Annotated in this window: 26 protein-coding genes and 1 tRNA gene; 16 read left to right on the top strand and 11 right to left on the bottom strand. The window is 57.9% G+C overall.

The window, feature by feature from the left end; translation table 11 throughout:
• Window positions 1-59 precede the first annotated feature (59 nt).
• On the bottom strand, window positions 60-509 hold the full coding sequence (locus WDZ78_RS14115) for a DoxX family protein (RefSeq protein WP_003524478.1): 450 nt from the start codon (window positions 507-509) through the stop codon (window positions 60-62).
• Window positions 510-654: 145 nt separating this feature from the next.
• Between WDZ78_RS14115 and WDZ78_RS14110 the strand changes: the two genes are divergently transcribed.
• Window positions 655-960 carry a SelT/SelW/SelH family protein gene (locus tag WDZ78_RS14110; RefSeq protein WP_425673369.1) on the top strand — a complete coding sequence of 102 codons (306 nt, stop codon included), beginning with the start codon at window positions 655-657 and terminating at the stop codon, window positions 958-960.
• A 119-nt stretch (window positions 961-1,079) separates the two neighbouring features.
• A tRNA-Leu gene (locus tag WDZ78_RS14105) sits at window positions 1,080-1,166 on the top strand.
• Between the two features lie 189 nt (window positions 1,167-1,355).
• On the opposite strand, the gene WDZ78_RS14100 is transcribed toward WDZ78_RS14105, so the two are convergent.
• Window positions 1,356-1,766 carry a pilus assembly protein N-terminal domain-containing protein gene (locus WDZ78_RS14100; protein WP_020812471.1) on the bottom strand — a complete coding sequence of 137 codons (411 nt, stop codon included), beginning with the start codon at window positions 1,764-1,766 and terminating at the stop codon, window positions 1,356-1,358.
• A gap of 413 nt (window positions 1,767-2,179) precedes the next feature.
• On the opposite strand from WDZ78_RS14100, the gene WDZ78_RS14095 reads away from it, so the two are divergent.
• The 9 genes from WDZ78_RS14095 to WDZ78_RS14055 all read left to right on the top strand — a co-directional run bounded on the left by WDZ78_RS14095 (window position 2,180) and on the right by WDZ78_RS14055 (window position 11,045).
• The gene (locus WDZ78_RS14095) at window positions 2,180-2,362 is read left to right on the top strand and encodes a Flp family type IVb pilin (RefSeq protein WP_425673368.1); all 183 of its coding nucleotides are present in this window, start codon (window positions 2,180-2,182) and stop codon (window positions 2,360-2,362) included.
• Window positions 2,363-2,436: 74 nt separating this feature from the next.
• Window positions 2,437-2,949, top strand: a complete 513-nt coding sequence (locus WDZ78_RS14090) for an A24 family peptidase (protein WP_425673367.1) — start codon at window positions 2,437-2,439, stop codon at window positions 2,947-2,949.
• Between the two features lie 117 nt (window positions 2,950-3,066).
• A complete protein-coding gene (cpaB, locus tag WDZ78_RS14085) occupies window positions 3,067-3,873 on the top strand; it encodes a Flp pilus assembly protein CpaB (protein ID WP_425673366.1) in 807 nt (268 codons plus the stop codon).
• Window positions 3,870-5,456: a type II and III secretion system protein family protein gene (locus tag WDZ78_RS14080; protein ID WP_425673365.1), complete on the top strand. Its 1,587-nt coding sequence runs from the start codon at window positions 3,870-3,872 to the stop codon at window positions 5,454-5,456. Before cpaB ends, WDZ78_RS14080 begins: the two co-directional genes overlap by 4 nt.
• Window positions 5,457-5,512: 56 nt before the next feature.
• Window positions 5,513-6,205, top strand: coding sequence for a CpaD family pilus assembly protein (locus WDZ78_RS14075; RefSeq protein WP_020011166.1), 693 nt, complete (start codon window positions 5,513-5,515; stop codon window positions 6,203-6,205).
• Window positions 6,206-6,239: 34 nt separating this feature from the next.
• Entirely contained in the window at window positions 6,240-7,523 is a 1,284-nt protein-coding gene (locus tag WDZ78_RS14070) for an AAA family ATPase (RefSeq protein WP_020011167.1), read from the top strand.
• A 33-nt stretch (window positions 7,524-7,556) separates the two neighbouring features.
• A complete protein-coding gene (locus WDZ78_RS14065; RefSeq protein ID WP_020011168.1) occupies window positions 7,557-9,029 on the top strand; it encodes a CpaF family protein in 1,473 nt (490 codons plus the stop codon).
• 15 nt (window positions 9,030-9,044) lie between these two features.
• Window positions 9,045-10,049 carry a type II secretion system F family protein gene (locus tag WDZ78_RS14060; RefSeq protein WP_020011169.1) on the top strand — a complete coding sequence of 335 codons (1,005 nt, stop codon included), beginning with the start codon at window positions 9,045-9,047 and terminating at the stop codon, window positions 10,047-10,049.
• Between the two features lie 9 nt (window positions 10,050-10,058).
• Window positions 10,059-11,045, top strand: a complete 987-nt coding sequence (locus WDZ78_RS14055; protein ID WP_020011170.1) for a type II secretion system F family protein — start codon at window positions 10,059-10,061, stop codon at window positions 11,043-11,045.
• Window positions 11,046-11,126: 81 nt separating this feature from the next.
• On the opposite strand, the gene WDZ78_RS14050 is transcribed toward WDZ78_RS14055, so the two are convergent.
• Window positions 11,127-11,951, bottom strand: a complete 825-nt coding sequence (locus WDZ78_RS14050) for a tetratricopeptide repeat protein (RefSeq protein ID WP_425673364.1) — start codon at window positions 11,949-11,951, stop codon at window positions 11,127-11,129.
• A gap of 142 nt (window positions 11,952-12,093) precedes the next feature.
• Between WDZ78_RS14050 and WDZ78_RS14045 the strand changes: the two genes are divergently transcribed.
• On the top strand, window positions 12,094-13,488 hold the full coding sequence (locus WDZ78_RS14045; protein ID WP_425673363.1) for a leucyl aminopeptidase family protein: 1,395 nt from the start codon (window positions 12,094-12,096) through the stop codon (window positions 13,486-13,488).
• Window positions 13,489-13,584: 96 nt separating this feature from the next.
• Here WDZ78_RS14045 and pncB read toward each other — a convergent pair whose 3' ends face one another.
• From pncB to WDZ78_RS14010, 7 genes are all read right to left on the bottom strand, one after another.
• Entirely contained in the window at window positions 13,585-14,889 is a 1,305-nt protein-coding gene (pncB, locus tag WDZ78_RS14040) for a nicotinate phosphoribosyltransferase (RefSeq protein ID WP_003507389.1), read from the bottom strand.
• Window positions 14,890-15,090: 201 nt separating this feature from the next.
• Window positions 15,091-15,447 carry a hypothetical protein gene (locus WDZ78_RS14035; RefSeq protein ID WP_425673362.1) on the bottom strand — a complete coding sequence of 119 codons (357 nt, stop codon included), beginning with the start codon at window positions 15,445-15,447 and terminating at the stop codon, window positions 15,091-15,093.
• Between the two features lie 95 nt (window positions 15,448-15,542).
• Complete coding sequence (locus WDZ78_RS14030) at window positions 15,543-16,394, bottom strand: C40 family peptidase (protein WP_425673361.1); 852 nt, start codon at window positions 16,392-16,394, stop codon at window positions 15,543-15,545.
• 17 nt (window positions 16,395-16,411) lie between these two features.
• Entirely contained in the window at window positions 16,412-16,756 is a 345-nt protein-coding gene (locus tag WDZ78_RS14025) for a MarR family transcriptional regulator (protein WP_425673360.1), read from the bottom strand.
• 363 nt (window positions 16,757-17,119) lie between these two features.
• Entirely contained in the window at window positions 17,120-18,226 is a 1,107-nt protein-coding gene (locus tag WDZ78_RS14020; protein WP_020011176.1) for a DUF475 domain-containing protein, read from the bottom strand.
• Window positions 18,227-18,506: 280 nt separating this feature from the next.
• Complete coding sequence (locus tag WDZ78_RS14015) at window positions 18,507-19,433, bottom strand: DMT family transporter (RefSeq protein WP_425673359.1); 927 nt, start codon at window positions 19,431-19,433, stop codon at window positions 18,507-18,509.
• A 113-nt stretch (window positions 19,434-19,546) separates the two neighbouring features.
• Entirely contained in the window at window positions 19,547-20,428 is an 882-nt protein-coding gene (locus WDZ78_RS14010) for a LysR family transcriptional regulator (protein ID WP_026363820.1), read from the bottom strand.
• Window positions 20,429-20,534: 106 nt separating this feature from the next.
• Here WDZ78_RS14010 and WDZ78_RS14005 point away from each other — a divergent pair, with 106 nt between their 5' ends.
• The 3 genes from WDZ78_RS14005 to WDZ78_RS13995 all read left to right on the top strand — a co-directional run bounded on the left by WDZ78_RS14005 (window position 20,535) and on the right by WDZ78_RS13995 (window position 24,385).
• Window positions 20,535-22,031, top strand: a complete 1,497-nt coding sequence (locus tag WDZ78_RS14005; protein WP_425673358.1) for a CoA-acylating methylmalonate-semialdehyde dehydrogenase — start codon at window positions 20,535-20,537, stop codon at window positions 22,029-22,031.
• Window positions 22,032-22,254: 223 nt separating this feature from the next.
• Window positions 22,255-23,325 carry a YjgN family protein gene (locus WDZ78_RS14000; protein WP_425673357.1) on the top strand — a complete coding sequence of 357 codons (1,071 nt, stop codon included), beginning with the start codon at window positions 22,255-22,257 and terminating at the stop codon, window positions 23,323-23,325.
• Window positions 23,315-24,385 (top strand): M48 family metallopeptidase, encoded by a 1,071-nt coding sequence (locus WDZ78_RS13995; RefSeq protein ID WP_020011181.1) that lies wholly within the window; start codon window positions 23,315-23,317, stop codon window positions 24,383-24,385. The genes WDZ78_RS14000 and WDZ78_RS13995 overlap by 11 nt, the downstream gene beginning before the upstream one ends.
• A 24-nt stretch (window positions 24,386-24,409) precedes the next feature.
• Here WDZ78_RS13995 and WDZ78_RS13990 read toward each other — a convergent pair whose 3' ends face one another.
• Window positions 24,410-25,459, bottom strand: coding sequence for a Fe(3+) ABC transporter substrate-binding protein (locus tag WDZ78_RS13990; RefSeq protein ID WP_425673356.1), 1,050 nt, complete (start codon window positions 25,457-25,459; stop codon window positions 24,410-24,412).
• A 173-nt stretch (window positions 25,460-25,632) separates the two neighbouring features.
• On the opposite strand from WDZ78_RS13990, the gene rirA reads away from it, so the two are divergent.
• Window positions 25,633-26,103 carry an iron-responsive transcriptional regulator RirA gene (rirA, locus tag WDZ78_RS13985; RefSeq protein WP_003507367.1) on the top strand — a complete coding sequence of 157 codons (471 nt, stop codon included), beginning with the start codon at window positions 25,633-25,635 and terminating at the stop codon, window positions 26,101-26,103.
• Window positions 26,104-26,153: the final 50 nt, after the last annotated feature.

Here is a 26,153-nt window from a genome sequence, read left to right as displayed (position 1 = left end):
TTTTCAAGAGCCGCTACATCATCAGTGTGACAATAGCGGATAAGCCGACCTGATAGGCCCTAGAATTCACGCGCCAGCTTGGCGTCTGCCGAATGCCGGTTGCCGCCGCGAACGGCGAAGAACAGGAAAATCGCGGCCCAAAGAATCGATTTTTCCGCGCCGCCCAGACCTTCCGCCTTTACGATGCCGTGAAAATAAACCGTTACCAGAAGGACGATCATGGCCGCGAAGGATGCCGGCCGCGTGAACAGGCCGATGGCGACCAGAATTCCGCCGAAAAATTCCGTGGCGGCAAGCAGCGGTGACCAGAAGACGCCGGGGTAAAAGCCGAGGCTTTCCACCATACCGACTGCGCCAAAAGGATTGACGATCTTGCCGAACCCATGGGTGACAAGAAGAAGCCCGGCCGTGACACGCAGAATGGTCTCTACCAGATCATGCGTCGCATTATAAAGCGGTGCGACTGCCGGAACGAAAAGACGCTGACGATTATTCTCGAACTGGGCCATAGGATCTCCACGTTTCAGCCTTCGACAGCTTCTCTGTTCGCAAAGCCACATGATAAGAACAAGCATGCGCCCGGTAAAAACATGAGTATTATAGTTAACATTATCGTGAACATTGTTGCCGTCAGGCGGTGAAGGAGACGTGAGGATGACCAAGACCAAACCCCGCATAACCATCCGCTACTGCACGCAGTGCAACTGGCTGCTTCGGGCCGGCTGGATGGCGCAGGAAATCCTGCAGACCTTCGCTTCCGATATCGGCGAAGTCAGCCTCATTCCCTCGACCGGCGGTCTGTTCGAGATCTGCGTGGACGGCACGACCATATGGGAACGCAAACGCGATGGCGGTTTTCCCGGCCCAAAAGAACTCAAACAGAGAATCCGTGACATCATCGACCCAGAGCGCGACCTCGGTCATGTGGACAGAACGAAGCATGAAGGGCTCGACACCTGACCCGACAACATGTTTCAACAGCCAGAACCAAGTTTTTTCCCTTTAAAATCAATGATCGTCATAAAAGTTCAAAAAGTCTGTTGACACCGGGCGGCTGCCCTCGTACATCGCTCTCCGTCGCCCAGATGGCGGAATTGGTAGACGCGCCAGCTTCAGGTGCTGGTACTCGCAAGGGTGTGGAGGTTCGAGTCCTCTTCTGGGCACCATTCCATTTTTGATCTTAGCCAGATCAAAAACTTAGCCGAAAAAACAGCAACATATAGCCGACCGGTAAACGCCGGGAAGCGTGTTGCTTTTTTCGCTTTTTCCAGTTGTGAAAAAAACTGCTCGCTAGGCCGCTTCCGTTTTACCGGAAGCCCTGCCGTCCTGTCAGAATTATGATTGACCTTGCAGCGTTACGGCTGAGCGTCCTTGTCGCCGCTGTTTTGCGAATGCTGTTCGCAATTCGGCGTACAGGACAGCACGGTGCGCTCCGTCTGGCGGAAAACGCGAACCGTATTGCCCTCGTCGATAGAGACGAGAATGCGTTCATCCACGATTGGATTGCCGTCGGCATCCAGAAGCACGAGATTGGTCGTGCCGAAACTGCGACCCGTCAGAACAATGGTCGTGGCATCGGCAACCGTGGCATCAGCGACCTTGGAGTTGCCGACAATAACCTTGCTCACGGCGCGGTCGAGACGAAGGACACGGGCGTGGTTCATCGAAACACGCAATATGTCATCCTCAGCAAAAGCAGGCTGCAGCGAACCCGATAAAAAGACGGACAAGCCGACCACAATTTTCGCCAGTTTTCCGGATGACACGCGTTTGGTCCTTGCTTACTACCGCACTTTGTTGCTCCGCAGAATGCGCGGTTTTAGTGAATGAAGCGTTAAATGGCATAAACCTGCGCAGCGGATGGTAACCATGCGTAATATATTGATATTTCCATACCTCTCTGACCCGCCTCAAAACTGAACACCTGCACCTACCCCCAAGGAAACTTGGTCAAAAAAGAGAAACGGTCAGCCGCGGAATATATTTGTTTGTCAGCAAATATAAAAATGCAATCAATACTTTTTAGTTTTATTTACCAAAAGAAACTCATCCTGCCGTTTACTTTGAGTTAATCGTTTTTTTTAAGCGCTTGGAAATCGCTCGGCTGTAGTTTGAACGCAACCGAACAACGGAGAACAGTTGTCGGCGTGCTGAACCAACACAAGTTAGGAGAGACCCCATGACCAAGATTTTCGCTCGTTTCCTCAAGGACGAATCCGGCGCGACCGCTATCGAGTACGGCTTGATCGCTGCCCTCATCTCTGTCGCCATCATCGGCGGCGCCAAGACCCTGGGCAGCAACCTCAGCACCCAGTTCACGAACCTCGGCAGCTACATGAACGTTGCGAAAAACCCAGGTTGAAACTGGATTTCATTGTGTTGCGCTGGCTACCGTCGGCGCAACACAATTTGTAATCATAGGCAGATCTAAAAATCATGACAGTAGCGGCGATATTCCTTGTTCTTCCATTATGCCTCAGCTTCGCCGCGCTGAACGACCTCTTCACCATGACGATTCCCAACAGGATACCGCTCATCCTGTTATTTTCCTTTATGATCGTCGCGCCAGTTTCAGGCATGGACTGGCAAACTTTTGCTCTTAGTTTCGTCGCCGGCGCCGCAGTCTTTGCCGCCTGTTTTGCGCTCTTCGCCGTCAATGTCATGGGCGGAGGGGATGCGAAACTCCTGACCGCCGCGGCGATCTGGTATGGCTTCAACATCTCCGTCATCGAGTTTCTACTTGCGGTCACCTTTATTGGCGGCGCTTTGACGGTCGGCATCCTTCTTTTGCGAACACGCTCAAGAGAGATCATGGCGGCTGGAATTCCGGTACCAGACTCCCTGCTGGTGGCAAAAAAAATCCCTTACGGTATCGGCATAGCGATAGCTGGTCTTCTAACCTATGGGGAAACGCCGCTTGTGAAAGCCGCCATTGCGAGCCTTTCTTGAGTAATCTTGAGCGTTAAGCATCGGTTAACTACAAATCCAAGCATAATATTAACCATAATTATACCAATGGCGCGCCATCCTGACGGGAGAAGAATCTGATTCCCTCAAGGATCGAGCATGAAACCGTCGCGTATTGTCATCCTTTCCGTTGCCCTGGTGGCCGCCGGTCTTGCCGGTCTTGTCGCCATGCAGATTTCCGGCGCCAAGCAGGTCATCGAAAAAGCGGAAACGATCATCCAGAAAGAACCGACGGTCAACGTTCTGGTCTCTTCGGTCAATCTGCCCGTCGGCAGCCGCCTGAACGACAGTTCCGTGCGCTGGACACCCTGGCCACAGGGCAATGTGATCGACAGTTTCATAACGGAAGCTAAAAGGCCTGACGCCGTCACCGAACTCACAGGCGCGGTCGTGCGGCTGCCTCTTTTCGAAGGTGAACCGATTCGGCCGGAAAAAGTGGTCGATTCCAGCACCCGCATCATGTCTTCCCTATTGCCGGCCGGAAAACGCGCTGTCGCGACCGAGATTTCCGTCTCCACCGGCGCGGGCGGTTTCGTGCTGCCCAATGACCGGGTCGATGTGATCATGGTCCGCAAGGGCGATAACGGTAACTTTCTGACCGAAAATGTTTTGAACAATGTTCGTGTCCTGGCGATCGATCAGCAGATCAAGGAAGGCGAGGACGGAACGTCGGCGGTGGTCGGCGCAACCGCCACATTGGAACTGACCCCTGAACAGGCAAAGATCATAACGGTGGCGCAACAGATGGCGGATCGTCTCACGCTCGCCTTGCGCTCCGTCGCCGATGCACAGGAAAACGACACGCTTTCCGCCGGCCATCTTCTTAATGGAGGTTCCGGACAACCGGAAATTCAGGTGATCAAATCCGGCTCGATCGTGCAAAGCGGTCAAGGAGCATCACAATGACCGGGGAGCTCATGACGAAACCTCTCAAACAACGCCTGCGTTCATCGATGGCGGGTGGGCTCGCATTCTGCCTGGCCTTTTCAGGTGTTCCCGGCCAGTATCCCCCCAAGTTACTGCGCGTCAGCGAAGCACAGGCGCAAAGCGCGAGCATCGTTCGGATCACCCAAAGCGGCGCAGGTATTCGCAAGCGCCTGAACCTCGGCTTGAACAAGGCGCTGGTGATCGACCTGCCCGAAGATGCCCACGACATTCTCGTTGCCGATCCGAGCCTCGCTGACGCCGTGACCCGCACATCCAGACGTATCTATCTCTTCGGTAAAACGGTGGGACAGACCAACATTTTCATTTTCGGTGAAGGCGGCAGGGAGATCGTCAGCATCGATCTGGAGGTGGAGCGCGACATCTCCGGGCTTGAGGCCAATATCCGTCGTTTTATTCCCGAATCGGACATCAAGGTGGAAATCGTCTCGGACAACATCGTGCTTACCGGATCGGTGCGCACACCGCAGGACTCGGCACGCGCCGTCCAGCTTGCAGACGCCTTTCTGAAAGGCGGTGAGGCCACCACCCGCAACATATCGCTGACGGGCGGCGACAATGGCGGCGATGCGGCGATTTTTGCCGAGCGCCGGCAGGTATCGCAAATCGTCAACATGCTGACGATCGAAGGTGAAGATCAGGTGACGCTGAAGGTCACCGTTGCCGAAGTCAGCAGACAGGTTCTGAAGCAACTCGGCTTCAACGGGTCGATCGGCAGTACAACGAGCGGCAATGGTTTCGAATTCGCAAATCCGTCCAATCTCGGCAACGCGATCGATGGAGCGTCCCGGATCGCCAGTGGTGCGATTGGTTCTGGCTCCCTCAGGTTCGCTTCCTACCTCAACGCCATGGAGCAGGCCGGCGTGATGCGCACCCTGGCAGAGCCGAGCCTGACAGCCATTTCCGGCGAGCAGGCCAAATTTTACGTGGGCGGTGACTTCCGACTTGCCGCTACACAAGAAATCGAGATTGATAACGAGACGAAACAGCCGAGCAAAGTCATACGCGAGACACAGACGGTTGACTATGGCATTACGTTGAACTTCAAGCCGGTGGTGCTTTCACCAGGCAGAATAAGTCTCAAGATCGAGACCAACGTGTCCGAACCCACCTATGAAGGCAATGTCGTCACCGGCAATTACGGGCGTGGCATTCCAGGCTCGACCTACATGTCGGTGCGCAAGCGCGAAACCTCCACAACGGTCGAGCTTCCCTCCGGCGGATCGATCGTGATTGCGGGCCTTGTTCAGGACAATGTCCGGCAGGCCATGTCCGGGCTGCCGGGCATCTCGAAAATTCCGATCTTCGGCACGCTTTTCCGCAGCAAGGACTTCCTGCGCAATGAAACGGAACTGGTCATCATCGCAACGCCCTATCTGGTGAGACCCGTTGCCCGCAACCAGATCGCCCGGCCGGATGACAACTTCAATCCGGAAAACGATGCCGCCATGTATTTCATGAACCGCGTCAACAAGGTCTATGGCCGCAAGGACCAGGTTCAGGCGGCTCCCTATCAGGGATCCGTGGGGTTCATCTACAAATGACGACACACGCACAAAATCCCCTCGCAGCAGCGAGCCCGATCCAGACAGGAAACGTCATGCAGGAAACCTCTTCCTCCTTTTCCATCTTCCTGTCCGGAAGGAGGGCCGGTCTCGTCACCGTGGTCGCACTTGCCGCCGGCCTGCTGCAGGGCTGCGCGCGCGATCCGATGACCACCAATGCCATTCCCGACGATTATCGCACACGCCACCCGATCACTCTGTCGGAAGCGGAGCATTCGCTGGACATTCCCATCTCGGCCGGCGACAGCCGGTTGACCACTGCGGCGGCCGACAATGTCCGCGGCTTCGCCCAGAATTATGCGTCCATGTCGACGGGTGTCATCAATATCCAAATTCCGTCCGGATCAGCCAATTCGGCGGCGGCGTCACGAATGGCGAAACAAATCCGCTCGGCGCTTTCCGGCGCGGGCGTGGCGCCAGGCAAGATCATGGAGACGCGCTATGCCGCTTCGCCGAACGGCGATGCCGCGCCCATCCGCCTGAGCTATGTCGCCGTCACCGCCATGACCGGCCAGTGCGGCCAATGGCCCGAAGATCTTTCGGACAATACCTTCGCCAACAAGAACTGGTACAATTTCGGCTGCGCTTCACAGAGCAATCTCGCGGCCCAGATCGCCAATCCCATGGATCTGGTTGGCCCGCGCGGCATGAGCCCGATCGATGCCGAACGCCGTGCGGTCGTCATCGAGACCTATCGCGGCAAGCCCTCCACGGTGACGGCAGATTGATGCGGATCCAACATTTGTCACGGCAGGAAAGACGATGAGCGCTGTAGAATACGATATCAAGCCAAGCGGTGGTCCAGAAGCCGAACCGCCGGTGCGCGCCTCGGATATGGATCGTCTGCGGCCCCTGCCCCGCATTTCCGTTCACGCTTTCTGCGTCAGCGACAATATGCAGGCCGTCATGGACGCACTGTCCAGTGACCGGCGGATGAGCAAGGTTACCTTGCGCGTGACGAAGGGCGACATCAATGCGGCTGCCACGATGTTTTCCGCGTCGCCCACGCCCAATCTCATCGTTCTTGAAACGGCAAGCTCAACCGCCTCGCTGCTGGACGATCTCGCGCCCCTGGCGGAGGTCTGCGATCCCTCCACGCGTGTCATCATCGTCGGTCGACACAACGACATAACGCTTTATCGCGATCTCATCCGCAACGGCATTTCCGAATATCTCGTCGCGCCGATCAATATGGCCGATCTCTTGGCTTCTATCGCCGCGATCTTCGTCGACCCCGAAGCGGAGCCGCTGGGCCGTAACATCGCTTTCATTGGCGCCAAGGGCGGCGTGGGTTCATCGACCATCGCGCATAATTGCGCCTTCGGCATATCGAGCCTCTTCTCCACGGAAACCATTCTGGCGGATATGGATCTTGCCTATGGCACGGCCAATATCGATTTCGATCAGGATCCCGCCCAGGGCATGGCTGAGGCGGTCTTTTCGCCGGAGCGACTGGACGAGGTGTTTCTCGACCGTCTGCTGACCAAATGTTCCGATCATCTGTCGCTGCTCGCGGCACCGTCGCTTCTCGACAGGACCTATGATCTCGATCGTCAGGCATTTCTGCCGATCCTCGAGGTTTTGCAGCGCAGTGCGCCCGTTGCGGTTCTCGATCTTCCCCACCAATGGTGCGACTGGACCCGGGCAGTCCTTGCAGAAGCCGACGAGGTGATCATTACGGCGGTTCCCGATCTCGCAAATCTGCGCAATACGAAGAATCTCTTCGACGCGCTGATCAAGCTGAGACCCAACGACAAATTACCGCATCTCGTTCTCAATCAGGTCGGTATGCCCAAACGTCCGGAAATCGCACCGGCGGATTTCCTCGAGCCGCTGGAAATCGAGCCGATCGCGATCATTCCATTCGACGCGCAATTGTTCGGAAATGCCGCCAATAGCGGACGCATGATCAGCGAGATGGATGAAAAATCCCAGACGGCGGAAACCTTCTCGCAGATCGCCCACACCATCACAGGCCGCTCCGTGCTGCGCAAAAGCAGACGCGGCGGCCTGGAAAAACTGAAGAATATTCTCAAGCGCAAGTAGGTCTTCTGCCTGCGCCCTTAGACGGAAACGCCGATGTTCGGAAAACGCGGGCCTGAAGGCCCAGCCAGGAGCACGAAGCCGGAACCTGTTGCACCTGTGTCCATGCAGGCGGCGACGGTGTCTGAGCCTCGTTCTCTTGCAATTGACACTCTTGAGCCCGGCCAGTCACCCGTCACGCGTCAGGCCACCGCGAGCCCACCGCCCGCGCAGCGAAAACGCGCCCGCACGGAAGACTACTATAATACCAAGAGCCAGGTATTTTCCGCACTTATCGATACGATCGATCTCTCACAGCTCGCCAAGCTCGACGCGGAAAGCGCGCGCGAGGAAATTCGTGATATCGTCAATGATATCATCACGATCAAGAACTTCGCCATGTCGATTGCCGAGCAGGAAGAACTGCTCGAAGACATCTGCAATGACGTTCTGGGCTACGGGCCGCTGGAACCGCTTCTCGCGCGCGACGACATCGCCGATATTATGGTCAACGGCTCCGGCCAGACCTTCATTGAAGTCGGCGGCAAAACGATCGAGTCCGATATCCGCTTTCGAGACAATGCGCAGTTGCTCTCCATCTGCCAGCGCATCGTCAGCCAGGTCGGCCGACGCGTGGATGAGTCGAGCCCGATATGCGACGCACGCCTACCGGACGGATCGCGCGTCAATGTCATCGCACCACCGCTTGCCATCGATGGCCCGGCGCTGACAATCCGAAAATTCAAGCGGGACAAGCTGACGCTCGACCAGCTCGTGCGTTTCGGAGCGATCACGCCCGAAGGCGCGACATTGCTGAAGATCATCGGTCGCGTCCGCTGCAATGTCGTCATCTCGGGCGGCACCGGCTCGGGCAAGACAACACTTCTTAACTGCCTGACGAGCTTCATCGACAAGGATGAACGCGTCATCACCTGCGAAGACACTGCCGAACTGCAGCTGCAGCAACCGCATGTGGTGAGGCTCGAAACGCGTCCGCCGAATATCGAAGGGGAAGGCGAGATCACCATGCGCGATCTCGTCAAGAACTGCCTTCGCATGCGGCCTGAGCGCATCATCGTCGGCGAAGTGCGCGGGCCGGAAGTTTTTGACCTGCTCCAGGCCATGAACACCGGTCATGACGGCTCAATGGGAACGCTGCATGCCAATACGCCGCGCGAATGCCTCAGCCGTATCGAATCGATGATCGCCATGGGCGGCTTCACCCTGCCGGCCAAGACCGTGCGCGAAATCATCTCAGGCTCGATCGATGTCGTCATTCAGGCCGCGCGTCTGCGCGACGGATCACGCCGGATCACGCAGATCACGGAAGTGATCGGCATGGAAGGCGACGTCATCGTTACCCAGGATTTGATGCGGTACGAGATCGAAGGCGAGGATGCCCAGGGCAGGCTGATCGGCAGACACGTATCGACCGGTATCAGCAAGCCGCATTTCTGGGATCGCGCACGCTATTACGGCGAAGAAAAACGTCTGGCGGCCGCGCTCGATGAGATGGAAAAGACATCCTAACGGAAAGCGACTGCCATGGACCCGACAATAGTGTTACTGGCTGTACTTGTCGCCATCTCGGCAGGAGCGCTCGCTTATGCCTTTCTTTTCCAGCAGATAGAGGTCGAAAAAAAGACCACCAGCCGCTTCAAGCGGGTGCAGGCCGCAGAGACAGATCACACCAATATCAAAGCCGCACGCGACCGGGTCCAGGAACTCAGCAAGCGCCGTAAATCCATGCAGGACAGCCTGCGGGATATGGAAAAGAAACAAAACGAAAAGGCGAAAAAAGCAAAGAATGTAAGCCTGCGCGATAAGCTCGTACAGGCCGGGCTGGCAATTTCCGTCCGGCAATTCCACCTTCTCAGCGCTGGCGCGGCGGGTTGTGCCGCTTTCATTGCCCTTATCTATGGCCTGTCGTTACTGATCGCTCTCCTCATAGCCGCCGTTGCGGCCCTGGGTTTGCCACGCTGGGTATTGGCATTTCTCCTCAAGCGCCGGCAGAAAAAATTCCTCGAGGAGTTTCCCAATGCGCTTGATGTCATGTGCCGCTCGATCAAGTCGGGCTTGCCGCTGAACGACGCGGTACGACTGATCGCCTCGGACGGTCAGGAACCGGTGAAAACGGAGTTTCAGCGGGTTGTCGATGCGCAGCAGGTGGGTATCGGAATCCCGCAGGGCATCGAGCGCATGATGCTGACCATGCCGCTTTTCGAAGTCAGCTTCTTCAGCACGGTCATCAATATCCAGGCCCAGGCAGGTGGCAATCTTTCGGAGGCATTGTCCAACCTTTCCAAGGTGTTGCGTGATCGCAGAAAAATGCGCGCGAAAGTAAACGCCCTGTCCATGGAGGCCAAAGCGTCTGCGGTCATCATCGGCGCGTTGCCTTTCATCGTAATGTTGCTGGTACACCTCACATCGCCGGACTATCTCTCGGTTCTTTTTACGGATGTCCGCGGACACATGATTCTGGGGGCATCCGGATTGTGGATGCTCATCGGGATTTTCATCATGCGTCAAATGATCAATTTCGATATTTGAGGGGCGGCCATGACAGGAAATCTCTTCTCCCGCCTGACGGATCCGCAAACGATCATCGCCATTCTCGTCACTCTGGCGGTCTTCGCGACCCTCTATACGCTGATCGTGCCTTTCCTGGAGCGGAAAGATCTTGCCAAGCGGATGAAAGCCGTCTCGTCGGAACGGGAACTCATTCGTAGCCGCGAGCGCGAGCGTCTGGCGACCGCAACGCGGGAGGGCAAGACTTCCCTTCGTGGCAATAATAATAAGTCCGCACGGCGGATCGTTGAAAAATTCAATCTCCGCGAAGCGCTTGCTGACAAGAACACGATGAACAAGCTGCGCGCCGCCGGTTTCCGTTCCCAGAATGCGCTCAATACGTTTCTTGCTGCGCGGTTCGTCCTGCCGTTCATTTTTCTGGCTGTGGCATTCACCTGGGTTTTCCTTCTCGGAAACCTGGCTGACCAGGCTTTTGTCGTTCAGCTGATGGCGGTGCTTCTTTTCGGCTATGTCGGCTTCTATGCCCCCAATATCTATGTTTCGAACCGCATGACCAAGCGGCAGGCCTCAATCAAGCGGGCATGGCCGGATGCACTTGATCTGATGCTGATCTGCATCGAATCCGGTGTCTCGATGGAAGCAGCCATGCGCCGCGTGGCGGAAGAGATGGGTGAACAGTCGCCTGAACTGGCGGAGGAAATGATCCTGACGACAGCGGAGCTGTCCTTCCTGCAGGACAGGCGCATGGCGCTTGAGAATTTCGGCATGCGCACCCAGCTGGAAGGCGTCAAAAGCGTGGTACAGGCGCTTATTCAGGCGGAGCGGTATGGCACCCCGCTTGCCCAGGCCCTGCGTGTTCTCGCGCAGGAAGGCCGGGATGAACGAATGAATGAAGCCGAGAAAAAGGCGGCTGCACTGCCGCCGAAACTGACCGTGCCGATGATCCTGTTTTTCCTGCCGGTACTCATTGCCGTCATTCTCGGGCCAGCCGGCCTTCGCGTCATGGATACGTTCTAACGAGGCCATACGCCAGCAGGCTTGTCGCAACAGAAGTCATGATGCCTGCGGTTCACACCGGCCAGTGCATCCGAAAGCATATCAACCAGCCGGTTTGCCGTCTTTTTTCGCCAGTTGCTGCCAGGAGTTCTGCTGGGAAAGCATTGCACGCAGATAGGTGAGATTCGCCTGCGCCTGCTGCGCGGAGAGTTCCTGAACCGCGATGCGCTCGGCTTCGGCAAAGCGGCCCTGAAGACCGACCACGAGCGCGAGGTTCTGACGGACGCGGCTATCGGCGCCCGGCTGGGCGATGGCCGATTGCAGATATGTTTCGGCAGTGCGCGGATCGCTCGACAGGACATAGGACATGCCGAGATTGGACAACACGCTTGGATCGTTCGGCTTCAGGTCAAGCGCCTGCCTGTAGCGGGAACGTGCCTCGTTCGAGCGTCCAAGCTGATCGAGCACGGCGCCTTCGGCGGAATATAGCCGCCAATCCGGCCTGTCCGGCGTCTGTGCCCTCTGGATGGTCGAAAGCGCCTGCTCCAGCTGGCCGGCGGCCGCCTGCGACTTACCATAGGCGGCAAGGACATCACGGTCGGCTGGATTGGCGATGGCGATCTGCTGCATGACGGCGAGAGCCTGTGTGTTCTTGCCGGTCATCATCAGCACGCTGGCATAATTCATGCCCACCGATTTATCCTTGGGGCTGCGTTCATAGGCTTTGCCGGCGCTCTGTTCCGCCTGGCGAAGCTGCTCCATGTTCATGTGATCATAGGAGCGTGTGGCGGCGGGAATGGAGCCGGTGGACATGCGGTCCGGCTTGTTGGTGCTAGCGCATCCTGAAACCGCAAGAACCAATGCGGCAAGACATGCACCCCGCAGCAACCCTGTCCGGCCTGTCTCGTCCAAAGAAAATGCAGTCATGGCAGCGCCCCCGCCCAAGAATGATTAATCTTGCGCCCGACACACGACAGACTCACATGACGCAACTTTCGCTTAAGCAATAATCTGTTAACCCTAACAGAGCGTTAATCGCACCGATTCTCGACATTTACGGAAGCATATAATGGCGCCCTATCAGTTCATCGAACGCCCGACCCCCTTCAGCTCCAAGGCCGGCAGCACATTGCCGGTTTTCGCCGTCACGCCAGCCCATATCGAACAGGGCGCTATCGATCCTGTCGCTCTGGACTGGGCGAAGAAGGCGGGGTTCAAGGCGGAGGCAGGGGCCATTCTGCTCGTTCCTTCCGCCGATGGTTCACTGGGCGGCGTGCTTCTCGGCCTCGGCGGCAATCCATCCGAAATTCCCTTCATCACCGGGAAACTCGCCCGTGAGCTGCCGGAAGGCGAGTGGCACATCGAGACCGCACCGCTGACGGCCAATCGCCTCGCTCTCGGCTTCGGCCTCGGCAGCTATCGCTTCGACAAATACAAGACAACGAAAACCAGCGGGGCGAAGCTTCTCATTCCGCAGGATGCGGAAGACGGCGAGATCAAGCGCGTTCTGGCCGGCGTTTTCCTCGCGCGTGACCTCATCAATGTCCCGGCCAACGACATGGGGCCGGACGAGCTTGAGATCGCCTTCCGTGCGCTTGCCGCCCATTACAAGGCGAAGGTGAAGGTCACCACCGGCGACGATCTGCTCAAGGAAAACTTCCCACTGATCCATGCCGTCGGCCGGGCCAGCGAAAGCGCGCCGCGGCTTCTGGAGATGAACTGGGGCAAGAAGGGCAATCCTCGCCTCACCCTCGTCGGCAAGGGCGTCTGCTTCGATACAGGCGGCCTCGATATCAAACCCGCCGCTTCCATGGCGCTGATGAAGAAGGATATGGGAGGAGCGGCCAATGTCCTCGGTCTTGCGCTGATGATCATGGATGCGAAGCTGCCGGTCGATCTTCGCGTTCTCGTGCCCGCTGTCGAAAACTCCATCTCCGCCAATGCCTTCCGTCCCGGCGACATCTACCGCAGCCGTAAAGGGCTCACCGTGCAGATCGACAATACCGACGCCGAAGGCCGTCTTGTTCTCGCAGATACACTAGCCTATGCGGACGAAGATGCGCCGGAGCTGATGATCGACATGGCGACGCTGACCGGTGCTGCCCGCGTCGCGCTCGGCCCGGATCTGCCGCCCTTCTACACCGATGACGAGGATCTGGCGCATGATATCGCGGAAGCCAGCATCGATACGGACGATCCGCTGTGGCGCATGCCGCTTTATATGGGCTACGACAAGGATATCCGCTCACGCGCGGCGGATATCACCAACGCGCCTTCGGGCGGCATGGGCGGATCGATCACCGCCGCCCTGTTCCTGAAGCGTTTCGTCACCAATACCAGGCGCTGGGCGCATTTCGATATTTACGGCTGGTCTTTGAGCGAGAGGCATCATTCATCGATCGGCGGAGAGGCGCAGGGTATCCGCGCCCTCTTCCACTACATCGCACACCAGTTCGCGAAGTAATCAGGCTTCAACGGGCGCTTCGTCAACCGGAGCGCCCGGTCGCAATTTAGAGCATTTCCGGACGGAAAACCGGGCTCCACTTTTCCTGGAAAAGCTTTAAACCAGAACCTTCTGTTCCTTGTGGTCTTCCTCGCCGAAGAACTTCAGGTAACGTTCCACTTCAGCCGGATCGCCGGTCGCCTTTTGCGGATTGTCCGAGAGCTTCACCGCCGGACGGCCATTGGCGTCGCTGACCTTGCAGACAATGGAGATCGGCTTGAGGCTGGCGATGGTCTTCGGGGCGCAGCCGGCGAAATCATTCGTCAGATTGGTGCCCCAGCCGAAGCTCATGCGCACGCGGCCCTCGAAATGCCTGTAGGTGTCGATAATGGCATCGACATCGAGACCGTCGGAAAAGATCAGCATCTTCTTGCGCGGATCGCGGCCCATCTTCTGCCACCACTCGATGATCTTTTCCCCGCCTTCGATCGGCGGCGCGCTGTCTGGACGGAAGCCCGTCCAGTCCGCCACCCATTCCGGCGCGTTGCGCAGAAACGCCGCCGTGCCGAAGGCGTCCGGCAGCACGATCAGCAGGTTGCCGCCGTAAAGCCGGTTCCAGTCTTTCAGAACCTGATAGGGTGCCGCGGCCAGTTCCTCATTCGTCTGCGCCAGCGCCGCGACCACCATCGGCAGTTCATGCGCGTTTGTGCCGACGGCTTCGAGATCGGAATCCATGGCGAGCAGGACATTGCTCGTGCCGGTGAAAGCAGGCCCGATGCCCTCCTTCAGCGCCTCGACACACCAGCGCTGCCAGAGGAAGCTGTGGCGGCGGCGGGTGCCGAAATCGGAAATGCGCAGGCCCGGCAGTTCCCGCAACCGCTCGACCTTTTCCCACATCTTGGCTTTTGCGCGGGCGTAAAGCACATCCAGCGTGAAATAACCGAGCGAGCGCATGGCGCTGCGCGAGCGCAGCTCGTTGATGATTGCGAGCGCCGGGATTTCCCAGAGCGTCGTATCCATCCAGCGGCCGTGAAAGTTCAGCTCATATTGCCCGTCACGCTTGAAAAGTTCGTATTCCGGCAATTGATAGCTCGAAAGCCAGGAGAGAAATTCCGGCTCGAAGATTTGCGAGCGGCCATAGAAGGTATTACCCGCGAGCCAGATATTCTCCTTTTTGGAGAGACGCAGCGTGCGCGCATGATCGAGCTGCTCGCGCAGCTCCATCTCGTCGATCTCTTCCGCCAGCCGCACGGTCTTCGTGCGGTTGATCAGCGAAAACGTCGCATCGACTTCCGGATAAAGCTTCCAGATCATCTGCAACATCAGGAGCTTGTAGAAATCCGTATCGATCAGGCTGCGGACGATCGGGTCGAGTTTCCAGGTATGATTGTGGACACGGGTGGCTATATCGGTCTTCGTCATACTCGCATTCCCCAATATCGGCCAAAGGTCTGAACAGCCGATGTCACTCCGCACCCCGGCAGGTATCAACCTGTCATGCGGAAAGATTTATCTGAAAAAGCGATAACAAGTCCAGAGCGCCGGTTGGGCAAATGCCTTCGCGGTCGCGCCTGCACGTCGATTTTCAGGACAGTTTTTGGTCCGATGCTTTAAGCCGCCCCTTCAGAAGGTCGGGTCGACGGGATTGATGCCGGGATACCAGTCCCTGGAGACCGGGTTTCTGCCGAAGCTGGAAACGCCGTTTTCGTCGGTGCACCGGTAACCCTGAACGGGAAGCCCGCGGTTGCCGAAAACATTGCGGTAGGGGCCGCGTGAATATCCAGTCGCGCCAAGTGCGCTATGGCAGGTGTAACGCACTTTGGGTTGCAGCGTTCGCGGATCCTTGACGCCGGGCAGGTTCGCATAGGCATCCGGCGCGGGGGCAAAACCATTCTGGAAAACAGTCTGCGCCTCAGCCGACGCGCTCAGCAAAGCCGCTGTTAGGATCGCTGCCAATCGTGTCGCCGTTCTTGTTTTCATTGATGCCGGTCCCGTACCATCATTCAACCGATGTAGGCCGTCGGCGGCTCTCGCACAAAGGGCGGGGCAGGCACAATTTCGTGAAAGCCGCCCTCTCAGGCCTCCAGCCGGCGGTAAGCCGTGGGTTTTTCATAAAGCCAGCCGATGCGCTCGATGGCCGCATCGAGATTTTCGCGTGCGACATTCATCGTATGGCCATTGGCATGCAGCAGCGTTTCTTCGTTTTCCATGAAGCCGACATGGCCCTTCCAGAAGACGAGATCGCCGCGCCGCAATTCGTCACGCTCTATTTCCACGCCCAGCGACTTCACCTGCATATCGGTGTCGCGCAGAACCCAGCGGCCCGTCATCGCCATGGAAAGCTGCACGAGGCCGGAACAATCGATGCCGAAACCGGAGCGGCCACCCCAGAGATAGGGCGTTTCGATAAAGCGCAACGCCACCGCCACATAATCTTCCTCAAGCGCCGCATCGACGGCGCGGCAATGGGCGGCGATGATGCCTTCGCCTTTTTCGGTCATGAGATAGCGGGTGCCACGCGTTTCCGCTTCGCCGACGATGCGGATCAGGCTACCCATGGACAGCGCTGCGACCGGCGGTTTGCGCAATTCAGCGGCTGGGTAGAGAAAAGTGCGCGGTGCAATCACCCGATGGGTGGCGGTGGCGACATCACCGATCGCCGTTTCCGGCACGTAGCCGGCATACCCATCCGCATCCGCCTGCACCCATGCCCAGCCGTTGGCCCTGTCGAAAACACGGATAGTTTCGCCAAACAGCAGCTCGGTATCGATGCCGGCGGCAAAATCGGGCGTCGGCCGCAGGCCAGTAACCGGCAACACGATCTGGGCGGCCGTGCCGCTGACGAAACGTTCGGCCTGCACCGCGCCCTGCAGTTTTTCATCGGCAAGGTCGGAGCGGAAGACATTCAGGCGGCGGTCGAGCATCATGGGTTCACATCCAGAGGTTAGATCTTGCGCGCCTGATCAATAATCAGATCGCCGAATTTTTCCAGATAAAGCGCACCGGCCACCGTGCGTTTTATCACAACATTGCGCTTGTCCCGCTCATCCCGGACCCGATCGACCAGACCGAGAGCGCCCAGACTGTCGAGCGCGCGGGTAATGACCGGCTTGGTGACACCCAGCATGGCGGCAAGACCCCGCACGGTGTGGGGGGGCGGCACGAGATAAATCTGCAGCAGGATGGCGGTTTGACGCAAGGTCAAATCCGGCTGATCGTCAACGACCTGCGCCGTGGATACACGATGCCAGAGCCCCAAGGCCTCCGTGGGCGACAATTGTGCAGGCAAGCCGTGACCCTTCCAGTCGTTATCCTACCGTTTTCATTCAACAGAGCGAAAAACTCAAGAACCATCCCGCACAAACAAAACCGCCGCACGGCGCAGATCCGAAAGATCGCGCGGCGCGGCGGCGTTTGTTGACCCGTTTTCGAGCCATAATGTCCCCTCTGGACTTGCGAATTAAGATGCAGGAAGCGTGCCAGTTTTGCTGCGGCGCACAAGTACAAGTAAAAACAGCGACTTAAGGAGTTTATTCTGCTTGTGGCTGAATTTTCCACAAAGAGTGACTAGCAATAAAAACAGGCAAAAAAAGAATTCAATGCTTAAAAACTGCCTTCCGCCGCGACGGCGGAAGGCAAGGACAATCGCGGATCAGATTTCCGCGCCGCGTGCGGCATCGACCGCATCGGCATTCTGCTGCCGGTTATAGCGGATCGACGACCAGAGCGAGATACCGATCAGGCCCGCACCGCCAAGGCCCGTGATGACCTCGGGTATATGCACCATGGTCTGCACGTACATGATGACGGACAGGATGAGGATCGCGTAGAAAGCGCCGTGTTCGAGGTAGCGATATTCGGCCAGTGTCCCCTTCTCCACCAGCATGATGGTCATCGAACGGACGTACATGGCGCCGATGCCGAGGCCGATGGCGATGATGAAGAGGTTCTGCGTCAGCGCGAAAGCGCCGATCACGCCGTCGAAGGAGAAGCTAGCATCCAGCACTTCGAGATAAAGAAACGCGCCGAAGCCGCCCTTTGCAGCACCTTCCAGCATCTCCTGACTGCGGTCGAGAATGCCGCCAACGACTTCCACCAGCAGGAAGGTCAAAAGACCCCAGATCGCCGAATGGAAGAAGGTGTTGGCCGCGACCGGACCGAGCGCGGGATCATCGCTTGCGCCGATGATGCGGGAAAAGACCAGCATGACGACAAGCACGAAGGCGATCTCGATGCCCTTGACGGAGGAATAGATCGCCGCCTTTTCTTCGATCCAGCGCACCCAGTGCACGTCCTTTTCGTGGTCGAAGAAGAAGTTGAGACCGACCATCATCAGGAAGGTGCCGCCGAATGCCGCAATCGGCAGATGGGCGTCCCGCATGATTTCCGCGTAACGTTCCGGCTGCGTGGCCGCCATCACGATTGCCGTCCACGGACCGACATTCGCGGCAACGACGACAATCAGCAGCGGGAAGACGATGCGCATGCCGAAAACGGCAATCAGGATACCCCAGGTCAGGAAGCGGTGCTGCCAGACCGGCGTCATATCCTTGAGCTTGTTGGCGTTGACGATGGCGTTGTCGAAGGAGAGCGAGATTTCCAGCACCGCCAGAACGACGCAGATGAAGAAGATGGTCGCCGTGCCGCCCACCGTTCCGGTCATTTCCCAACCGAGATAACCGCCGAGGATCAAACCGACCACGGTGACGATAAAGGCCCATTTGAAGTAGGAAAGCGTTTTTTTCTGGGTGGCGCTCATGTCCGGTCACCTCCCAAAACGAGGGCGTTTGCGGACGGACGCGAGGCGTCAGCCCGCACGCGGAGAGCACGCGCGCGAAGCACATTCAGGTTTTTCATAGTTTTTAATCCGCCGGCCAATTTTTGCAGGCGGTACCGACATCACGAGAGCGCCGTAAAACTCTCGCCAGAGGGGCCCGGCACCTTTGTTTCCTCTGCCCTTGCGAGACAAATCATCGCAGGGCCCCTTCTTACTCCCTGAAGATCACGCCTTCGTCAAGTCCCGTGATTGTGACCAAAGATCAAACCTGCTCCGCAGCCAGTCTTTCGGCGGTTTCAAGGCGGCGCTTGAGCGTATTTTCGCGAAAGAAGATGTAAAGACCGGAAAGAACGATCAGGCCCGCGCCGACGACGATACTCGTCTGCGGCACATCACCGAAGAACAGCCAGCCGAAAATCACCGCCCAGAGCAGCAGAGTATATTGCAGGGGCGCGACGGTGGCGGCATCGGCAAGTTTAAGCGCCCGGTTGACCAGCACATGCGCCGCCATGGCGACGACGCCGAGCAGGCCGAGGAAGGCCAGATCGAAACTGGACTGAACCGGCAGCCAGCCCGATGGCGTGAGGAACACCGCGACAACGCCCGCAAGTGCCGCACCAATGATCTGCCAGAAGGCGAGCACCGTATCCGGCGTATTGCGCAGCTGGCGACCGGACAACATCATGAAGGCGAAGGCGGCGCTGCCGAGGATGGAAAAGAGCGCAGCGGAGGTGAGGCTTGCCGAGCTGGGTTTGAGCGCGATGAGAACACCGACAAAACCGATGGCGATTGCCGTCCAGCGACGCCAGCCGACCTTTTCTCCGAGCAGAAACGGCGAGAGCGCCGCCACGTAAATCGGAGCCGCGAGCCAATAGGTCATGACGTCGGCCAGCGGAAGAGACGCGACCGCGAAATAGAAACAGAAAAGCTCTGCGGTGGAGAAGAAGACACGCGCCACCTGAAGGCCAGGCCGCTCGATTTTCACGAGGCCGGAAAGACCGGCTCTCCAGACGACGGGAACAAGGATGACAAGCGCTGCGGCGCTACGGATGAGGATCACCTGACCCTGGCTATAGGTAGAGACGAGCCATTTTCCCATGGCGTCGTTCAACGCGAAAAGCAGCATTCCAAGCAGCATGACGGCCACGCCGAGGCCCGTCGGCGAAAGCTTTCGTATCATAGTCGACATGTCAGTTCCGATCTCCCAATGGTTGCATTGGTCGTCCAACCAGCCATCCTTTGTCAAGCCCCGAACGGCTGGTCCCGTGCAATTAATAGTACTAATATATTGGCACGCAGATATCAGGTGAAGATGCGTCGCTCTTCGGCCACGAGTTCCTGGAGAAAATCGACCACCGTTCGGACCCGGACCAGTTGACGGGCGGATTCGTGATAGGCCGTCCAGTAGGATCGGCTGATGGTAAGATGGGGCATGATCCGCAGAAGCTCGGGATATTGCCCGGCGATATAATTATGCAGGATGCCGATACCCGCACCTGAACGTACCGCCTCGGTCTGGCCGGTAGCGCTCGAGATTTCAAAGGCGGCATCCCAGTCACGCATGATCTCGCCGGTAAAATTCAGCGAAGGCGAGAAGATGAGGTCTTCCACATAACCGATCCGCCGGTGGCGCTTCAGCGCTTCAATATCCGCAGGCGTTCCATATTCGGCCAGATAATCCGCCGAGGCGTAGAGACCCAGCGAATAATCGGTGAGCTTTGAAAACATCAGCCTGCCCTGCTCTGGTCTTTCGATGGTGATGGCGATATCGGCCTCACGCTGTGACAGGGAGAAAGAGCGCGGCACCGGCACGAGCTGGATTTTCAGATCGGGATAACGCGCCGTCAGCCGGCCAAGTCGCGGGGCGAGGAAGGAAACACCGAGGCCATCAGGCGCGCCGATGCGCACCGTTCCCGCCACTGCCGTATCAACACGACCGAGATTGGCCTGTGCATTCAGCATTTCGGTTTCCATGCGCTCCGCCCCGGCAAGAAGACGCTGTCCCTCCTCCGTCAACTCGCAGCCATTGGTGCTTCGCAGAAAGAGTTGCGTGCCGATCGCCGCTTCAAGTGCTGAAATTCGCCGGCTGAGGGTGGCGTGGTTGACGCCGAGCTTTCTGGCGGCGGAAAGAAACTGTCCGCTTCGCGCCACGCTTAGAAACAAACGCACATCATCCCAGTTCACGGCGCCCTCCTTATGTGCGTTTTTGCACAATTGATGCTTATTTCAGGCGATTGATTTGTGCAAATCGAAAGGTAATGCTGCGCCATCACATTCTGGAGGAAAACCCATGAAGGAAATCGGTCATTTCATTAACGGCAAGCATGTGCCCGGCACCAGCGGCCGCACATCCAATGTCTACAACCCGGCCACGGGCGAAGTGCAGGCGACTGTCGCACTTGCGAGCGAAGCCGAGCTGCGCGCCGCCGTGGAAAGCGCCAAGGCTGCGCAACCCAAGTGGGCCGCTACCAACCCGCAGCGCCGCGCCCGCGTTTTCTTCAAGTTCGTCGAACTTCTGAACCGCGACATCAACGAACTGGCGGTGCTGCTTTCCAGCGAACACGGCAAGACCGTCGAAGATTCCAAGGGCGATATCATCCGCGGCCTCGAAGTCTGCGAATTCGTCTGCGGCATTCCGCATCTGCAGAAGGGTGAATTCACCGAGGGCGCGGGCCCGGCCATCGACATGTATTCGATCCGCCAGCCGGTTGGCATCGGCGCAGGCATCACGCCCTTCAACTTCCCCGGCATGATCCCGATGTGGATGTTTGCCCCGGCGATCGCCTGCGGCAACGCCTTCATCCTCAAGCCTTCCGAACGCGATCCGTCCCTGCCGATCCGCCTTGCCGAACTGATGATCGAAGCCGGTCTTCCGGCCGGCATTCTCAACGTCGTCAATGGTGACAAGGGCGCCGTCGACGCCATCCTGACCGATCCTGACATCGGCGCGGTATCCTTCGTCGGTTCGACGCCGATCGCCCGCTACGTCTACGGCACCGCCGCCATGAACGGCAAGCGCGCCCAGTGCTTCGGCGGCGCGAAGAACCACATGATCATCATGCCGGATGCCGATCTCGATCAGGCAGTAAACGCACTGATGGGCGCGGGTTACGGCTCGGCCGGCGAACGCTGCATGGCCGTTTCCGTTGCGGTTCCGGTTGGCGAAGAAACGGCAAACCGTCTCGTTGAAAAGCTCATTCCGCAGATCGAAAGCCTGAGGATCGGCCCCTACACCGACGACAAGGCCGATATGGGCCCGCTCGTTACCAAGGAGGCGCAGACGCGCGTCAAGGGACTGATCAACAGCGGCGTTGAACAGGGTGCGAAGCTGCTGGTTGATGGCCGCGACTTCAAGCTGCAGGGCTATGAAGACGGCTATTTCGTCGGCGGCTGCCTGTTTGACCACGTCACCCCTGACATGGACATCTACAAGACGGAAATCTTCGGACCGGTTCTGTCCGTCGTTCGCGCCAAGAATTACGAAGATGCGCTCGAACTGCCGATGAAGCATGAATATGGCAACGGCGTTGCGATCTACACCCGTGACGGCGACGCTGCCCGCGACTTCGCAAGCCGCATCAACATCGGCATGATCGGCATCAACGTTCCGATCCCGGTTCCGCTCGCCTACCATTCCTTCGGCGGCTGGAAGGCTTCGAGTTTCGGCGATCTCAACCAGCACGGCACGGATTCGATCAAGTTCTGGACGAAGACCAAGACGATCACCTCACGCTGGCCGTCGGGCATCAAGTCGGGTGCCGAATTCGTCATGCCGACGATGAAATAAGCCGAAAATCCGGCAATCGGAAAAAAGCCCCGCTGTTTTTGCAGCGGGGCTTTTTTGATTAAAAGAAAACCAAAATCATCAAGTTTTTCCTTCAAAATATTTCCACTTAAAGATGTTATGTCGTAAGACAGCCGTTGCGGCGTGGGGACGTTGCCAAGCAGATGATAACGGGGAAGCCTGCAGCTCAATCTGCCCGGAGAGGGGCATGCCATGAGGGACCATTATGAGTGACATCTCTGTCAGCGTGGATCAGCGCGCAATCGAACGCGGCTCGTTCAGCGGAAATGCCAAGGAATATTTCGGAATCTGGATCGTCAATATTCTCCTGACGATCATCACCATCGGCATTTATTCCGCCTGGGCGAAGGTGCGCCGCAAGCGTTATTTCAACGGCAACACCATGCTGGCCGGCCGCGCTTTCGGTTACCACGCCACCGGCGGGCAAATCTTCAAGGGCCGCCTGATCGCCTTTGCCTTCATCGTCATCTCGCAGCTCGTCGGCCTTATCCATCCGTTCCTGGTCTTCGTGCCGGCAATCCTGCTGATGATCTTCTTTCCATGGCTGATCACGCGCAGCATTCGTTTCAATGCGCGGGTGACAAGCTATCGCAATGTGCGTTTTGATTTTGTCGGCACGGCATGGGGCGCTTTTGTCTCCATCCTGCTCGGCAGCCTCGTTGCGTTCTTCTCCTTCGGCATTCTGGCGCCGCTGTCCAGCCGCTGGGCAAACCGCTATATTTTCGGCAACCTGCGCTATGGCGACCGCCCCTTCAGCGCCGACCCCAAGATTGGCAAGCTCTACCGGGTCTGGATCATTCCCGCGATCATGGTGGTGATCGGCGGCATCGTGGTCGGCTTCTTCGGCCTTGCGGCCCTTGCAGCAAACAGTGCGATGCTCGAGGACGAGACTGCCGCCATGGCTACAGCGCTCGCATCGCTCTATGTGGGTGTTTTCGGCGCATTTCTGGTCTATGGCCTCGCCGGCGTGATTTATCGCACCGGCGTTCGCAATGTCGTCATTTCCTCCATGCTGCTGGACGGAAAGCATGACCTGCACAGCGACCTGCATCGCGGCCGCTATCTCTGGATCGTCATCTCCAACCTGATCGTCACCGTTTTCACGTTTGGCCTGATGCGGCCATGGGCGGCGGTGCGTGAAGCGCGTTACACCGTCGAGCGTACGGCAATCCGTTTCAACGGCGATGTGGGCGAGGTCCTCTCCTCGATGGAGGCGACGGGCGCTGCCGTCAGCGCCGAATATATGGATATGGAAGGTTTCGAATTTGGTTTCTGACACCGGAGAAACCGTTTCGGGCGAGTGGCATGCCGCTCGCTCCAATCTTTCCAGCGCCGCCAGGTTGAAGCTTGGCGGCACGGTCCTTCTCGTGCTCGATGCGAAGGACGATCATGTCAGAACCCAGGCCGAGATAAAAACGGTGGAGATCAGCCACCGGGTCGGCGCCATCCCCCGGGAGTTGCATTTTCCCGATGGGTCGCTGTTCGAAACGCGCGACAATGACGGTGTGGACCGTCTGCTTGGCCAGCACATTACCAAACGCGCCGGCTTCGTGCACTGGCTGGAGCAGTTTCGTCCGCGGCTGATCGGCATCACCGCCGCAGCCGTTCTTCTGGCTTACGGCACCTACAGGCTGGCGCTTCCCGCGCTCGTGGAACTGGCGGTCGCGGTGACCCCGCCGATCGTTCCGCAGGTCATGTCGGCCAGTACCATGCAGGCCTTCGACCAGACGGTCTTCTCTCCGAGCGAACTACCGCAGGAAGAGCAGGACGCCATCCGCGCAGAGTTTGCGCGGATCGCCGCCCATGCGGAAGGTTCGCCCGAGGACTACAAGCTGAATTTCCGCAAGGGTGGTTATATCGGCCCCAATGCCTTCGCACTGCCGGACGGGACATTGGTGCTGACGGACGAGCTGGTGGAGCTGGCGGGCGGCGACAGGCAGATGATCACCGGGGTTCTCGCCCATGAAATCGGCCATGTGGAACATGAGCACAGCCTGCGGCAGCTATACCGCGCCGCCGGGGTTGCCGGTCTTGTCATGCTGATTGCCGGCGATGTCGGCTCGGCCATGGAAGATATTCTTACACAGGGCGGCGGCCTTCTGGCGCTATCGCATTCGCGCGATGCCGAGCGGCAGGCGGATCAGCGCTCCGTGGAACTGATGCGCAAGGCAGGGCTTGACCCCACTGCCATCGAACGCTTCTTCGCGCTGCTGGAAGAAAAACTGGGCGACAAGGGCGGCACCAGCATTGTCTCCACCCATCCCGGAACGCCGGAAAGGCGCAAGGCTATCCTCGACTACAACGCTTCACTGGACAACAAGCCGGCGGGTAACTGACCCGCCGGTATACGGAAAACGGCTTCAGTTGGTCGGGCCGTCGTTGAAACCCACTTCATCCACCAGTTCGGATGCCTGCTTGCGATGGGCGGCGATGTCCGTCAGCGGCAGCTTGTCCGGATGGATGGGACCGAAACCCTTCACCACGTCGGAAGGCTCGGCACCGGGCAGCACCGGATATTCGAAGACCTGCTTGGCGTAGATTTCCTGCGCCTCGCGCGATGCCAGGAACTCCATGAGCTTCAGTGCATTGTCCTTGTTCGGTGCATATTTCGTAAGCGCCATGCCGGAGATATTCACATGTGTGCCACGGTCGCCCGCATTGGGGAAGATCACCCGCACCGATCCCGCCCATTCCTTTTCTTCCGGCTCGCGATCATTGGTCAACATCAGGCCGACATAATAGGTATTGCCAAGCGCGATATCGCACTCGCCGGAAAAGATCGATTTCGCCTGGCTGCGGTCTGTTCCGTCAGGCTTGCGGGCGAGATTGTTTTTCAGACCCGTCAGCCACGTGCGGGTATAATCGACGCCGTGATGGGCGATCATCGAGGCGATCAACGCGATATTGTAGGAATGCTGGCCATCGCGAATGCAGATCTTGCCCTTCCACTTGGAATCAGCAAGCTCCTCATAGGTAATGTCCTTCTGTGTCACCCGCTCCTTCGAAGCGTAGACAACCCGACCGCGCGTCGTGAGACCAAACCATTCGCCCTCGGGATCACGCAGGTTGGCGGGGATATCCTTTTCGATGACGGTATCGCCCAGAACCGGCTGGGTAACCTTGCCTTCCTTCGCCTCGACGAGGCGGGCAATATCCACCGTCAGCAGCACATCCGCAGGTGAATTGACACCCTCGGCCTGGATGCGTTCGACCAGTCCCTTGTCGAGGAAAAGTACATTCGCCTCTATGCCGGTCTCCTTGGTGAAGGCATCGAGCAGCGGCTGGATCAATTCAGGCTGGCGATAGGAATAGACGTTAACCTCCCCCTCTGCCAGGACGGCGGGCGCGAAGGAAAGGATCGTCAGCCCTGAAAAAACGGCAGCGGAAAAGTATGATTTCAAGCTTGCCATTATGAATGCCTCCATTACATTCCGATTCTTGACTTGTTTGTTCATGAATCATCAGAACGGTCAACACGGCTGTTTAAGAAATATCTGATGGGTGCCAGTTTTTTCAGTTTCTGGAATTGTTCTAAACTGAAAAAGAGACTATATAACTCCACATTGAGAGTTAGGAGACCAGCATGCGCTTGACCAAACAGACCAACTATGCCGTTCGCATGTTGATGTATTGCGCCGCCAATGAAGGCCATCTGAGCCGCATTCCTGAGATAGCCAGGGCCTATGGCGTTTCGGAGCTGTTCCTGTTCAAAATCCTGCAGCCGCTCAACAAGGCGGGCCTGGTGGAAACCGTGCGTGGCCGTAACGGCGGCGTGCGTCTTGGCAAACCCGCTGAAAAAATCAGCCTGTTCGACGTGGTGAGAGTGACTGAAGACAGCTTCGCCATGGCCGAATGCTTCGAGGATGGCGCTGTGGAATGTCCGCTTGTGGACAGCTGCGGCCTCAACTCGGCGCTTCGCAAGGCGCTCAATGCGTTTTTTGACGTTCTGGCGGAATACTCGATCGACGATCTCGTCAAGGCGCGGCCGCAGATCAACTTCCTGCTTGGCCTGGACACTGAAATGCCGAAGGTCGCTGCCCTTCCGGCTGCCTGATCATCCCATTTCCTCCTCGGCAATTGTCACAGCCCGTGTCCTTCAGGTCA

It is taken from the genome of Agrobacterium sp. M50-1 (assembly GCF_049843495.1).
GTDB classification, from domain to species: Bacteria; Pseudomonadota; Alphaproteobacteria; order Rhizobiales; family Rhizobiaceae; genus Agrobacterium; species Agrobacterium radiobacter.
Note: the sequence above shows the minus strand (reverse complement) of the source record. Positions and strands in the feature narration are given on the sequence as shown.